At 24.8% G+C, this 14560-nt stretch carries 13 protein-coding genes; 6 read left to right on the forward strand and 7 right to left on the reverse strand.

What is annotated here, in order from left to right; genetic code table 4:
• The first annotated feature begins 271 nt into the window (after window positions 1-271).
• Entirely contained in the window at window positions 272-820 is a 549-nt protein-coding gene (locus F795_RS0103025; RefSeq protein ID WP_022936247.1) for an inorganic diphosphatase, read from the forward strand.
• A 52-nt stretch (window positions 821-872) separates the two neighbouring features.
• Here F795_RS0103025 and rlmB read toward each other — a convergent pair whose 3' ends face one another.
• Entirely contained in the window at window positions 873-1574 is a 702-nt protein-coding gene (gene rlmB, locus F795_RS0103030) for a 23S rRNA (guanosine(2251)-2'-O)-methyltransferase RlmB (protein ID WP_022936248.1), read from the reverse strand.
• 18 nt (window positions 1575-1592) lie between these two features.
• Window positions 1593-2798: a class I tRNA ligase family protein gene (locus tag F795_RS0103035; protein ID WP_022936249.1), complete on the reverse strand. Its 1206-nt coding sequence runs from the start codon at window positions 2796-2798 to the stop codon at window positions 1593-1595.
• 51 nt (window positions 2799-2849) lie between these two features.
• Here F795_RS0103035 and argS point away from each other — a divergent pair, with 51 nt between their 5' ends.
• Window positions 2850-4475: an arginine--tRNA ligase gene (gene argS, locus F795_RS06915; RefSeq protein ID WP_022936250.1), complete on the forward strand. Its 1626-nt coding sequence runs from the start codon at window positions 2850-2852 to the stop codon at window positions 4473-4475.
• Window positions 4476-4527: 52 nt separating this feature from the next.
• Here the strand turns inward: argS and F795_RS06920 are convergent, their stop codons facing one another.
• The 5 genes from F795_RS06920 to lepA all read right to left on the reverse strand — a co-directional run bounded on the left by F795_RS06920 (window position 4528) and on the right by lepA (window position 9959).
• Window positions 4528-6363 (reverse strand): hypothetical protein, encoded by a 1836-nt coding sequence (locus F795_RS06920; RefSeq protein ID WP_022936251.1) that lies wholly within the window; start codon window positions 6361-6363, stop codon window positions 4528-4530.
• 103 nt (window positions 6364-6466) lie between these two features.
• The gene (locus F795_RS0103050; protein ID WP_022936252.1) at window positions 6467-6976 is read right to left on the reverse strand and encodes an adenine phosphoribosyltransferase; all 510 of its coding nucleotides are present in this window, start codon (window positions 6974-6976) and stop codon (window positions 6467-6469) included.
• A gap of 56 nt (window positions 6977-7032) precedes the next feature.
• Entirely contained in the window at window positions 7033-7257 is a 225-nt protein-coding gene (locus F795_RS0103055) for a YneF family protein (RefSeq protein WP_022936253.1), read from the reverse strand.
• Window positions 7257-8156: an MSC_0882 family membrane protein gene (locus F795_RS06925; protein ID WP_022936254.1), complete on the reverse strand. Its 900-nt coding sequence runs from the start codon at window positions 8154-8156 to the stop codon at window positions 7257-7259. Before F795_RS06925 ends, F795_RS0103055 begins: the two co-directional genes overlap by 1 nt.
• Before the next feature lie 3 nt (window positions 8157-8159).
• Window positions 8160-9959, reverse strand: a complete 1800-nt coding sequence (gene lepA / locus F795_RS0103065; protein ID WP_022936255.1) for a translation elongation factor 4 — start codon at window positions 9957-9959, stop codon at window positions 8160-8162.
• A gap of 84 nt (window positions 9960-10043) precedes the next feature.
• On the opposite strand from lepA, the gene F795_RS0103070 reads away from it, so the two are divergent.
• The 4 genes from F795_RS0103070 to F795_RS0103090 all read left to right on the forward strand — a co-directional run bounded on the left by F795_RS0103070 (window position 10044) and on the right by F795_RS0103090 (window position 14466).
• Window positions 10044-10919, forward strand: a complete 876-nt coding sequence (locus F795_RS0103070) for a diacylglycerol/lipid kinase family protein (protein ID WP_022936256.1) — start codon at window positions 10044-10046, stop codon at window positions 10917-10919.
• Window positions 10920-11029: 110 nt separating this feature from the next.
• Complete coding sequence (locus tag F795_RS06930) at window positions 11030-12904, forward strand: ABC transporter permease (protein WP_022936257.1); 1875 nt, start codon at window positions 11030-11032, stop codon at window positions 12902-12904.
• An 8-nt stretch (window positions 12905-12912) separates the two neighbouring features.
• Window positions 12913-13857: an ABC transporter ATP-binding protein gene (locus F795_RS06935; protein ID WP_022936258.1), complete on the forward strand. Its 945-nt coding sequence runs from the start codon at window positions 12913-12915 to the stop codon at window positions 13855-13857.
• Window positions 13858-14223: 366 nt separating this feature from the next.
• On the forward strand, window positions 14224-14466 hold the full coding sequence (locus F795_RS0103090; RefSeq protein ID WP_022936260.1) for a hypothetical protein: 243 nt from the start codon (window positions 14224-14226) through the stop codon (window positions 14464-14466).
• Window positions 14467-14560 lie beyond the last annotated feature (94 nt).

Here is a 14560-nt window from a genome sequence, read left to right on the forward strand (position 1 = left end):
TTTCATACAAGTCAAATACTTGTAGTCACTCATTAATTTTTAATTGTCTACCCATAATTATCTCCTTTACTTAAAATGAAAAAAAAGGACTCAATTTTTTTTAATTTGAGTCCAATTTTTTTGTCCTAGTTTATTTAACAATTTTGAGACTTTTATTTTTCGATACTTATATATATAATATATAAGTATAAATTTTTAAAAGTCTCAGTTTTTATTCAAAAAAATGTACAAATTACTAAAAACTTTTTTAATTGTTTATAATTAAATTACTATGAAAGAAATTGAAGTAAATATAGAAATATCAAAAAATTCAAATATTAAATATGAATATGACCGTAAAACCGGAAAAATTAAAGTAGATAGAATTTTAAGAGGAGATTTTAAATATCCAGCTAATTATGGATTTATCAAAGAAGCTCTTGATTGGGATGGCGATGAATTAGATGCATTAGTATATTCAAGCGAAGAATTTTTACCAGGAACAGCTTTAAATGGTCGTGTAATTGGCGCAATGAAAATGATTGATGATGGTGAAACAGATACCAAATTAATTGTTGTACACGCTGATGATTATAGACTTGATCATATTAAGACATTAAATGATGTTGATCCGATGTGATTGCAAAGTGTTCAAAACTTTTTTAGCACATATAAAAATTTTAAAAGAAAAGATATCACTAAAGTATCAGGTTTTGAAAACATTGATTGAGCTGAAAAAGAATACAACGAATGTTGCGAACTAATGAAAAAATATGGTAAATTAGATAAAAAAGAATTCATTGCTAAAATGAAAAAAGAACACCCAGAAAAATACTGTTAATTTTTATTAAAATAAAAGCGTAACCATTTAAATAGAGATTACGCTTTTTAATTTATTTTTTATTAATTGTAGTTTTAATTTTATGCATTAAAATAGCCGAAGCTACTGAAACATTTAATGATTGTACAGTTCCAAATTGTTCAATATAAATTACTTCATCACTATTTTTTAAAAGTGTCGATGAAATACCTTTTTCTTCATTACCAACTATTAAACATATTGGTAAAGCAAAGTTATTTAAATCATCTAATTTTTTGGCATTGTTATTTAAAGCTGAAGAATAAACTCAAAATCCGTTTTCTTTAAGAAAATTAATTGCCTCTAGTAAACTTGAAACTTTAATTATTTTTAATCCGTTAAATCCGCCAGATGAAGTTTTTAAAACTGTTGGAGTTACATCACAAGCTCTATCTTTAGGAATAATAATATAATTAAAATTAAATGCATTAGCTGATCTTAATATAGCACCAAAATTTTGTGGATCTTGAATATGATCTAAAACCAAAACTTGCGAAGCCTTATCTTTAATAATAGTTCCAATATCAAAATATTTATATTCTTCAATTTCAGCAATAAAACCTTGATGATTGCCTTTAACTAATTTATTCATTTCTTGTAAAGTAATATAAGAAATATTTTTAAAATTTAGTTTTTGTTTAAAGGATAAATTATTTTGAATAAATAATTTTTTAATTGGAAAATGATTATTCAAAGCATCCATAACAGAATTTTTTCCATATATATATTTAGACATGTTATTTCCTTTGCTTTATTACAATATTCCTTTTTCAATTAACTTATTTCTTATTTTATCAGCTTCATCATATTTTTTATCATTAACTAATTTTTTTCAATTTAAATATAAGGTTTTATCTTCTTGAGAAATTTTGTTATTTATAAAAACAAAACCTAAAATTTCTAATAATTTAAAGAAAGTTGAACTTTTGTTTTTATCTTTAAATAAATTTAAAATTTTTTTATAAGCAATGGCAAAATCTAAGTTTGAAACGTTGTTTAATATTTCGTTAATTATATTTAAGTCTATTTCTTGCTTTATATTTTCGAGTTGAACTTTATTGTATAAAGAAATAAATTTTTTAAGTTGTGAATTTATTGATTCTAACAATGTATCAGTAACAGAAATTGGCTTTGAGTATGATACTGTAAGCATTAAAAGTCTATAACTATCAGGCAAATATTTTTCTAAATACGTATCAAAATTTATGATGTTTCCTAATGATTTAGACATTTTTTCATTATTGTAATTAATTGTTCCAAAATGTAATCATGTATTAGCAATTGGTTTTTTATTTATTGCAAAATGTTGAATGTTTTCATTTTCATGATGTGGAAAAATTAAATCAATTCCTCCACCATGAACATCTAATGTTTCACCTTTAAAATACTTATTAATAAAGCATGAACATTCAGTATGTCATCCAGGTCTTCCTTTTCCAAATGGGGAATCATATTTAACACCAACTTCTGTATCTTTTCAAAGAGCAAAATCTGCAAAATATTTTTTGTTTTTTGAGTCTTCACTATCTTTAACAAGATTTGCTAGCACTTGATTACTTACTTTTCCATATTCATTTTCATATTTTTTAACATCAAAATAAACATTAGTACCTATTTTATAGGCAGAGCCATTGTCTAACATTTTTTGAATATATTCATACATATCATTTAAATGTTCAGTAACTCTAACTAACTTAGTTGGCATAGCAATATTTAAAACTTTAAATAAAGATAAATAATACTCTTCATAATATTTAGCAATTTCTTTTTCAGTTTTATTTTCTTCAAGAGCTTTGTTTATTATTTTGTCATCTATATCTGTAATATTATGCAAGAAATATATTTCTTCACCCAAAAATCTTTTAGCTCTAATTAATATATCAAAAGTCATTATTGGACGATAATTTCCAATATGAGGTTTGTTATAAACGGTTGGACCACACAAGTAATATCTTTTCATATTTACCATTTTAGCATAAAAAGGGTAAAAATAATTTATAATTAAATAGTTATGAATACAATTAAAGATAAAATTATTGCTTCATTAAATGAAGCTCTTAAAAAAATTAAATTAACAAAAAATGTTGTTTTAACTGAAGCAAAAGATCATGGTGATTATGCTACCAATATTGCATTAACTTTACAAAAAGAAGCTGGCAAACCTGCAATGGAAATTGCTGAATTAATTGTAAAAAACATTGATCTTAAGAAAAACAATTTTATTAATAAAATTGATATTGTAAAACCTGGTTTTATTAACTTTTGAGTTACAAATAATGTTTTTGCAGAAGTTGTTAATAACATTAATACATTAAAAGAAAACTATGGGAGTGGAAAAAAGAATAGTTTAGGCGCAATAAACGTTGAGTTTGTTAGTGCTAACCCAACTGGATATTTACATATAGGGCATGCAAGAAACGCTGCAATAGGTGCAACTCTTTGCAATGTTTTAGAAAAAGCAGGTCACAAAGTAATTAGAGAATATTTAGTTAATGATTACGGACATCAAATGGATAATTTAGCTGCATCAATTTTTGCTAGATACCAACAAAAATTTAACAAAAAATTTGAAATGCCTGAAGAATCATACCGTGGTGGAGACATTATTGAATTTGCTGATGAATTTTACAAGCAATACAAAGATAAATATAAAAACGTTGAATATACTGATGAAATTAAAAAATTCTTTAGAAAATTTGGTAGAGAAATTGCTCTAAAAAATATTGAAAAAGATTTAGAACGTTTTGGTGTTTGATTTGATTTATATACCTCAGAAACAAAACAATATGAACAAAATTTGGTTTGACCTACAATTAAAAAATTAAAGACAACATATGTTAAAGATGGCGCAACTTGATTAGCAAGTACTAAAGGTGGCAAAGATGATAAAGATAGAGTAATCATTAAATCAAATGGAGACTCTACATATTTATGCGCCGATATTGCTTACCATGCTCAAAAATTCGAACAATTAAATGACCCAAAACATGGAAAAATAATTGATGTTTGAGGTGCTGATCACTCTGGATATGTTGAACGTGTTAAATTTTCATTTGAAGATTTAGGTTATCGTCGTGATCAAATTGAAATAATTTTATTCCAATTATTAAGAGTTATTAAAAATGGAAAAGAAGTTAAAATGTCTAAACGTTTAGGTACTTCTTTAACATTAAGAGAATTACTAGATTTAGTTGGAAAAGATGCAATACGTTTCTTTTTAATTGAACGTTCATACAATTCAAAAATTGATTTTGATATTGCTAAAGTTACTAAGTCTGATGAAACTAATCCTTTGTTTATTATTAAATATGCATATGCAAGATGCTATCAATTACTTGAAAAAGCTAATGTTAAAAAATTTGAAGCAACTAATTTAGATAATGAATATGCTCAAAAATTAGTCAATGAATTAATTGAATATCCTGAATTAATTCAAACAATTACAAAAAACTATAAAGTGAATTTACTTCCTCCATACTTACTTAAATTAGCTAATACATTTAATTCATTTTATTCAAATGTAAAAGTTTTAGGTGATAAAAATGAACAAAGTTATTTAGCACTTGTTAATGCAACTAAAATTGTTTTAGAAAATGCAATGAAATTAATGGACTTAGATATTTTAACCAAGATGTAATAATTAGTAAAACAAAAATAGCCACGAGGCTATTTTTGTTTTATGTTTTTTATTATTCGATTTTCTTGGAAACTTCTTTTATTGTTCCATATTTTCCTTTAATAGAAAACTTAACAGTAAAATCAGTAGAATTATAACTTATAGGTTTTTTAGGTGGTTCACTAATAAGACTGTAGCCTCTAAAACTTAGGCCATCTTCTAAACTTTTATCTAAAATAGTAATATTAAATGAGTTTGCAGTTAAAAGACTTTTATCTACTGAAGCAAATTCGTCTTTAATAGTTATCTTAATATAATTTTTAATAAGTTGATCCATTAAAAGATTTTCTCAATAATTATGTACATCATTAAAATTATTAGTAATACCTTCTACATAAAAAGTTTCTTGCGAAGTAGCCTTATCTTTGTTATAAACAAAAATTAAATCATCTAAAGTATTATATCCATTTTCAATACCTAGTAAAGCATTAGAGAAAAATCCTGAGCTTGCAAATTTATCAAAATGTAAACCATTAGTTTCTAAGGCATGATAAGTAGTTAATTCTTCTGAAGATATTTGACTTTCTAAAACTACAATTTCATTTCCTTTTTTAATTTTAGTTTTCTTTAATTCATTTGTTAATAAATCTTTATATCCAATTTCTTCTCCTTGGTTTATAACTGATTCAATAAATGAGTTATTATCGTTATGTCCTGGATGTCCTTTGTAATAAATATTATAAGTATCTTGGTAATTTTCAATTATATATGCGATCATATCTTTTTCAACTGATACTCTTGTGTCGCCTAAAAAGATTAAAGATTGTTTTCCATTCTTTTGTTTTTCTAAAACTTTATCTCTTTCAGTTTCTCAATTCATTCCAATTACTTTTGGTCAATGAGCAAAAAGTCTTTTATTATTTTTATCTCTAGCTTCAAAAACTTTATTTTGAATAACAGATTTGATTTTATCTTTCTTATCATATAAATACATTCTTTTAGCACCTATTTCTTGTCATTTAGGTAAATATGTTTCATCTGTTCATCATATTGAAACTTTTTTAAATTTTGTTGATGCTGTATATTGATTGAATTTATTGTAACCACTTGGCACTAAATTTATTTCGCCATTAGATTTATTATAATATTTTAAAAATTCATTTTTATAACCGCTATCACCTTCAAAATAATAATGGTTCATTATTTCAGAATCTTCAAGACCATGAATTGTTACATTTTTATATCCTAAAAAATTGAAAAATTGAGGATGATCACAAAAATGGTCTGAATTAACTCAAATATTAATTTTTTTATTTAAATTATTTTTAATAATATATTCAAAAGCATTATATGCTTTTACAATATTACTAAATGAACCAATTTCAATAACAGATGAATTTTTATAAGGTGCTTCTTTTAATTCTTTTATTTCTTTTTCTAATTTTGCAATTTGATTTTTATCAACATTATTAGTTTTTAACTTATCAAGTTCCTTATTTAATCTTTCAATTAATTTATTATTTTTATCTTCATCGACTTTTTTATCATTTCTTAAAAAGTTTATAAAATAAGTTGTATCTAATTTATTTTGAAATGGTACAAATGTATTTTTAATAAAATGTACTTCAGAATTTGCAAGCATAGCAAGTCTCACCATGTTGTTGTATGTTTGCACACCATAAGTCGAATAAAATAAGTTAATTTCTGCCAAATTAGCCACATCAACAATATTATTAGCATTACTAATATTTTCTTCGCTTATCGCTTCTGTAGCATTAAGTTGCTCATTCTTTTTAATTTGATTTTCACTATATCCTAAGCTATATTTACATGAAACTAATATCGAACTCATTGATAATATTGAACCAAATAAAGGCATTAATATAAATGCTTGATTTAATTTTTTCATTTTTGTCTCCTACAATATTTATTAATTAGTTAATATTATAACTTAATTAATTTAAGTCTTAAATAATAAAAAACAATGTTTAAAAACATTGCTTCTAATTTTATTAATCATCAACTTGAATTAAACTATTTACTTTAGTGTTAAGTTTTGATCTACCATTAAAACTCTTTAATTCCATTAATACAATAACACCAAGAACATTTACGCCTTCAGCTGCTAAAAGTCTTGTAATAACTTCTAAAGTTCCTCCGGTTGCTAATACATCATCAATAATTATAGCTTTTTGGCCAGGCTTAGTTATTCCTTTTTGAATTTCTAAAACATTTTTACCATATTCAAGACCATAATCATAACTAATTACTTCGCCAGGAAGTTTGCCTTTTTTTCTGACCATAATAAATGGTTTCTTTAATTTAGCAGCAACAGGAGTACCAAACAAAAACCCTCTAGCGTCAGGCCCAACAATAATATCAGCGTCTTTTGCTAATTTAGCCATTTTATTAATTGTATAGTTTAGCGCTTTTCCATTTGCTAATAAAAGTGAGATATCTTTAAACTTAACACCCTTTTCAGGAAAGTCATTAACTGTTCTAATATATTCTATAAGTTTCATAACATTGTAAATTATATAGATTAAAAATAAAAAAGTTAGTACTTTTTAAATACTAACTATTTTGCATTTTTCATTGAACGCATAACTTGTTTGATTTGGGCTTCTGAAGCTTTTCTTCCCATTTGTTCAAACATAACACGAATTTGTTTTTCAGTAATAGGTGGGTTTTCTTTTAATTGTTTTTCATATTTTTTCTTTGTAAAGAATAACCCCCCAATAAAGCCACCAATAGCAGCTAATATAGGTAATATTACTAATAATGCAATTCCTCATCCAGGCATTATTTACTCCTTCTAATCTTTTTAACAATTATATATATTATAAATGGTAAAAGTAATAATAATAAAATACTTAAGAAAAATATTTTTGCATAAAATCTATGAGCTTTAGATTTCTTTTCTTGAAGTTCATTATAATCCATAACTTCTGTACCAAAAAATGATTGAATATCAATTGTTCTTTTTTTTCTAAATATTGTAAATGCTATATAAGAAATAAGCACTACAGACATAAGGCCACATAAAATATAAACAACTAAATTAGGATTAGGAAATGAAGAATGTATTCAAGTTTTAAAATCTAATTGTCTTCACTTAACATCTTTTAAAGCCCAAAATGTTAAAGTGAACAAACCAACATAAAATAAAATTGCAATTACTAATCAAGTTCTTCTAACTTGTTTTAAAATCAGTTTTCTATAAAGCAAGGTAATAAATGGCGGCGTAGAAATGGCGCCCATTTTTATACTATCACGATATACAACCACACTCTTTGAAATTCCAATTAATTCTATTAATTCTATAATGGTTGTATATGCACTTAGTAGCATAATCACGCTAGGTATGATATATCAGCCTCATTTTATTTTTTGACCAGAAGTATTAGATAAAAAAAGTTGTGGTGTTGTTGCAAAAAGAATAGTTGCAATTAGACTTAAAAAGAAGAAAACTAAACACGTAACTATTGAAGCTAATTTAACATTTTTTTCTAATTTAAATACTTTATAGATTCCATTTGGAATAATTCCATAAGGATCTTTAATAACTTTTTTACCTTTATTTACTAAGGCTCTAGTTTGCAAAGTATCATATAACATACGATTAGCAATTGACTCGGTTGTAAAACTTTGAGTATTGTTGCCATCGTTTTGTCCACTATTAATTATTGGTTTTAAGCTCATTTATTACTCCTTCTTTGTTGTATTAGTTTTTAAAATCGCAAGAAATGCTTCTTGTGGAACTTCAACTGTACCGATAGATTTCATTCTCTTTTTTCCGATTTTTTGTTTCTTCAAAAGCTTTTGACGTCTAGTAACGTCTCCTCCATAAAGTTTAGCTGTAACATCTTTACGATATGCTTTGATTGTTTCCCTAGCTATAATTTTACCACCAATTGCAGCTTGAACAGGAATTTCGAAATTTTGTCTAGGAATAACTTCTTTTAACTTTTCTGTTAATTCTCGACTTTTATTATAAGCGCTATCACGATGAACTATCATAGCAAGTGCATCAATTTTTTCGCCATTTAGCATAATATCTACTTTAACTAAATCGCTTTCTCTAAGTCCTATATAATCATATTCAAAGGATGCATATCCTTTAGAATAAGATTTCATTAAATCAAAGAAATCAAAAATAGTTTCGTTTAAAGGGAGTTCATAAATCAATTTTCTTCTCGTTGAATCTAGATATTCTATGTCAATATACTTGCCACGTTTTTGTTGACATAATTCCATAATTGAGCCTAAATATTCTTCAGTTAAAAATATACTTGCTTTAATATAAGGCTCTTCAATCATCTTAATTAAAGATCTATCCGGAAAAAGAGAAGGGTTTGTTATATATTGTATATCACCGTTAGTTAGTGTTAAAACAAATTCTACAGAGGGCGCTGTTGCAATAATATCTAAATTAAATTCACGTTCAAGTCTTTCTTGCAAAACATCCATATGTAAAAGCCCGAGAAAACCAATTCTAAATCCAAAACCTAAGGCTTTAGAAGTTTCAGGTTCTCAAACTATAGATGAATCTGATAAACTAATTTTTTCAAGTGCATCTTTTAAATCATTATAGTCTCTAGTGTCCACAGGGTAAAATCCAGTATAAACAACTGGTTTTAATTTTTTATACCCAGGCAAAGGATAAGCTACTTTATTATTATTTAAAGTTACAGTGTCTCCAATATTAATATCTTTAATATCTCTTATTGAGGCACTAATTCATCCAACTTCGCCAGCTTCTAATATGTCTTTCTTAACTTCATGCGGACTTTTAACCCCAAGTTCTGTAACTTGGTAAACTTTTTTTGATTGCATGAAATAAATTTCATCGCCAGTTTTAACAGAACCATTAAATAATCTAACCAAAATAACAACACCACGATAATTATCAAAATAACTATCAAAGATGAGCGCTTCTAAAGGTTTTTCATTATCGCATTCTTTTGGTGCTGGAATTCTTTTGATTATTGCATCTATTACTTGATCAATATTTTTTCCTGTTTTAGCAGATATTAAAATTGCATCACTAGCATCTATGCCAATTACATTTTCAATTTCTTCTTTTACTCTTTCAGGATCAGAAGCTGGAAGATCAATTTTATTAATAATTGGAACAATTTCTAAATTATGTTCAAGTGCTAAATATACATTAGCTAATGTTTGGGCTTGAATGCCTTGCGTTGCATCAACTAATAAAAGTGCACCTTCGCAAGCTGCTAAACTTCTACTAACTTCATAAGTAAAGTCAACATGGCCTGGAGTATCAATTAAATGAAATACATAATCTTTATATTTTATTTGTATAGCATTTAATTTTATTGTAATTCCTCTTTCTTGTTCAAGATCCATTGTATCTAACATTTGAGGTTTACTATCACGCATAGAAACAGTATTGGTAAATTCTAAAATACGATCAGCAAGAGTTGACTTACCATGATCGATGTGAGCAATAATAGCAAAATTACGTATTTTATTTTTATCCATATTTTTTACATTATATTTTATTTAGGCTATTTTTAATGTAAAATTATTAGAAATTAGCAAATATAATTCAAAAAAGGAAATAAAATGTTATTTTTACTCTACAATTCAAATTCAAAAATAGGAAAAAACAAAGAAAAAATATTTAAAGTTTTAGCTAGCGCAATAAAAACTTTTAAAGACGGTGATATAAGGGTAAAAGATATAACTAAACTTGATTCAATTGAAGAAAGACTTGCTAAAATAAACAAAGAAAAAGATAAAATCTTAATTGTTGGTGGAGATGGAACATTAACTAGTTTGATTAATAAATATAAAAAATATTTAGATAAACTACCAAAAATTTATGCAGTTAAAGCTGGAACTGGAAATGATTTTTTAAGAAACATAATTCATAGTGGATACCCAGTAGAAAATATTAATAATAAATATTTTTTAATAAATCCTTTTTTAAAAAACTTGCCAATTTGCAAAGTTAATAATAATGAAAAAACATTTTTAAATGGAATAGGAATTGGCTTAGATGGATATATTTGCAAAAATGTTGAAGAACAAAGAAATAAGAATAATAAACAGTCATTTTTTAAAATTACATTAAAGTCTTTTATGGAATTTAAACCACTTGAAAAATTAACCATTGAAGTCGATGGTAAAAAACATGAACTTAAAAAGTGTTGGTTTGCTTCAATTATGAATGGTAAATATTATGGTGGTGGAATGAAAATAGCACCAAAAGCTGATTTTAAAGGCGAAAAATTACAAGCAATAATCATTAATGATATTAATAAATTTAAATTATTTATGCTATTTCCTTTAATTTATACAGGTAATCACTCAAAAGTAAAAGCAGTGCATTTTTTTGAAGGCAAACATATAAAAATAACATCAGATGAAAAAACATATGTTCAAATTGATGGCGAGCCTCAAAAAGATATAAATGAAATTGAAGTTATAAAAGAATAATTTGTAAATGAAATAAACGCTAATTCAAAAGTAGTTTATTTTTATTTATTACCCTTTAAATGCAAATATGCATTATAATTTATATATATAAATTATAATAAGGAACAAAAATGACTAAAGCTTTTTTTAAAATGCATTGGCTATACTTAAAAAGAAGTGCTTGACATTATGTACTAATAGCATGTACTATTTTAATAACAGGAATATTAGGGTTTTTATTTGGTTATGATCAAATAAATTATAGGTTTGCATATAACTTCTTTTTGTACTCATTATTTACTATTTTAGGTTTAATGATTCCAATATTTACAGTTATTATGACTTCTAAAGTATTTCACTTTGCAAAAACAAATAATATCGATTATGTTTTATATTCAAAACCAATTTCAAGAAAAAGAATGTATTACACTAATTTATTAATTTCAATGGTATTTTCATTAATTTATACATTTTTTGCATATATAGGTATTTTCTGTGTTTCAGTAGGAATCGTTGCTCAAATAAAAACAACAAACTATCAAAAATTTTTAATAATTTTAAAAAATCTTGGAGCTTATATTCTATATTCTTTATTGTTTGTTTTATTATTTAGTTCTATTACTGCTGCATGTTCAGCAAAATTAGGCCCAAAAAGTACTAGCGGTTTAATATTGGGAAGTTTTATTGGCGTAGGAGTTGTATTTAATATTGTTAACCAAGTAGTTGTTCAAAGACAAATATCAGGTTATGATTTTGCAAGCAAAAAAATAAATGATGACATTGTAGAATCAAATAGTAATCAAGAAAATAGAGTAAAAAATTTAATTTTTATAAACAAAAATGACGTTAATAGTAATTTAGATAATTTAAAGTTATCTATTGGAACTATATCTTCTATTTTTGACATTAAGCAATTAAATAATAATTTATTTAATAAACTCATAGGCTTAGGAAAAGATGATTTTGAATCTGAAAGATTTAGTCAAGGATCAACTTTATATTATCCAAGAAAACTTAATGATAAAAAAATTAGAGAACATTTACTAAAAAACTTTTTAAGTGTATATAGTTTTAGTTATGATCCTAATAATATTCCTAAAATGTCATTAAATAATTTATTAGATATTAAATATTTTTATTGAAATGAAGCATATGTGGTCGCTTCACAATTATTTAAAAATATATCATTTGATTTAGACGAAAGTGCAGCAATTGAAAATGCGCTTAGAACACATGAACCTTTTTTCTTTGAATCATTTACAAATAAAAAACAATATATAGAAAACTTAGAGATTTTTAATTTTACAAATAATGAACTAACTAAAATCAAAAATTTATCTACTAAATTGGAAGAACACATAAAAAATAACCCTAATAATGATCCTTATCCAATTTTTGGCGATGAAATTTCAAGTTTTATTAAAGACTATATTGATAGGGTAACGACTGCCGTTGTTAACAAATTGTTCCCACTAATTAAATTTGATTTAGACGAAAATTCAGATAAATATAAAAACTTTATTGCTCAACTTAAGAAAAAATATGCCCCTGCTTATTGGGATAGGATTAATGATTGAGATGAACAATTTAAAGTAGTATCCGAAAAGTTTAGAGAAAAGAAACCTATAGAATTTTTCCAAGAAGTTTCTAAATTAACTAATAGTGACACATTTAAAAGAAATTTAGACAGAATTAGCGTTATTGCTATGGCAAATTTAATTAAAAATATTTTATCTTCAAAAGATAAAGAAATTTCTAAAAATCTTTTAGGCATTCTTTATTATTTAGATAGTAAGGTTGTATTAAATAGTAAGGTTAATCAGGTTGTAATGGAATTTTACAATCTAATTGATATTGACAATAAAGACACACTTAGTGAAATAAAAGAATATATATCAGTTAATTATTATCCTTGATATATTACTGTAATTATTTTTATAGGCTTTGCACTTATGTCAATATTTGTTGGTAAAAAATTATTTGATAAACAATCGTTTAATGCATAGGAGCGAAAATGGAAAATCAAAACAATAATTTTGAAAAAACAAACATAGCTTTAAAATTTGAAAAATTAAGTAAAAATTTTAACAACAATAAAATTCTTAAGAATTTAAATTTTGAAGTTAAAAAAGGTGAATTTCATGGTTTTATAGGTTCTAATGGAGCTGGTAAAACTACAACATTTAGATGCCTATTGGGTTTTTATCCCGATTTTACTGGAAATATTTTAATAAATGGAATAAGCAATAGAGATGTAAAACAATCAAGAAAATTTATAGGTTACATTCCAGAAATAGCTACATTTCCTAAAAAAATAAATGTAATAGAATATTTAGAACTTATGGCTAGATTTTCTAATATACCAGAAAAAAATGCTAAAGAAATAGTTCAAAAATGATTAGATTATTTTGAAATTTCAGATGAATTACGTACAAAAAACGGAAATAATTTATCTTCTGGCCAAAAGAAAAAAATTCTTTTAATTCAAGCATTAATTAGTGAGCCAGAAATTTTAATTTTAGATGAACCTGCAGCAAACCTTGATCCTATTGCACGTAAAAATTTATTTGATACATTAAAAAAATTGAATAACGAAGGAAAAACTATATTTATTTCTTCACACATATTAGCAGAACTAGAACAATATGTTGATAGTATAACTATCATTGAAAAAGGTACAATAATAACTTCAGATGCATTATCCAAACTAAAAGAAAAACAAGACTTTAACTATTTATTAACCACTAATAATAATTCAGAAGCACTAAAAATATTAAAAGAAAATTTTAAAACAACTAATTTTAAAGAACAAAATAATATACTTTATATTAATTGTGAAGCCAATGAATGAAATCAAATATTGAATTTAATAATTAAAAATAATTTAGAAATAATTAAAGCTGAACAATTTAAACAAAAACTTGATGATATTTACTTTAAAAATATTTCTAATAATTAAATAACTAGTAAGTACATGTATAGTACTTACTTTTTTTATATCTTAAAGTTGGGACTTTTATTTTTTTCTTCTTATATATGAAATATATAAGAAGGCAATTTTAAAAGTCTCAAAGTTAAAATATTTTTCTTAATTAGCATGAAAATATTTGTAGGAGAGAAAAATGAACTCAGAAGAAAATAAAAATCACAAAAAGAAACCAAACAAAAATCTCGGTGATATAATAAAAGAAAGGTCACCAAAAAAGAATTTCTTTTAGTTATTTCACAATTTAAAGACATTGAATACAAAGAATTAGTATTTAAGAAAGATAGAGAAACTTTTTACATGTGTGCTTTATGTAATGAAAGGAATTTTAAAGAAGATATGTCAACAAAGAAACCTTTTGATGAAGAAAAATTTACTATTAAAATTCTTTCAAGTTTTAAATACATAATGGAAAATGATATACTTCCAGCTTTTGCAGATAAATTTGGTAAAAAATTAAAAGAAGAAATAATGAATGAAATTAATCCGAGACTAGATAAAATTGAAGCAGATATTGCAATGCTTAAATCATTTCACATTAAAGATATTGAAGAATATAATAAAAATATGACTAAAAACTAAAAATAGAGTGAACCCCAAATTCCGGACTTTTTGGAAAGGGGTTCATTTTTATGCAATTCAAATTTAAAAAAGAAAAAAGAAGCAAATGAAATAG

The sequence above is a fragment of the Metamycoplasma orale ATCC 23714 genome, assembly GCF_000420105.1.
GTDB lineage: Bacteria > Bacillota_I > Bacilli_A > Mycoplasmatales > Metamycoplasmataceae > Metamycoplasma > Metamycoplasma orale.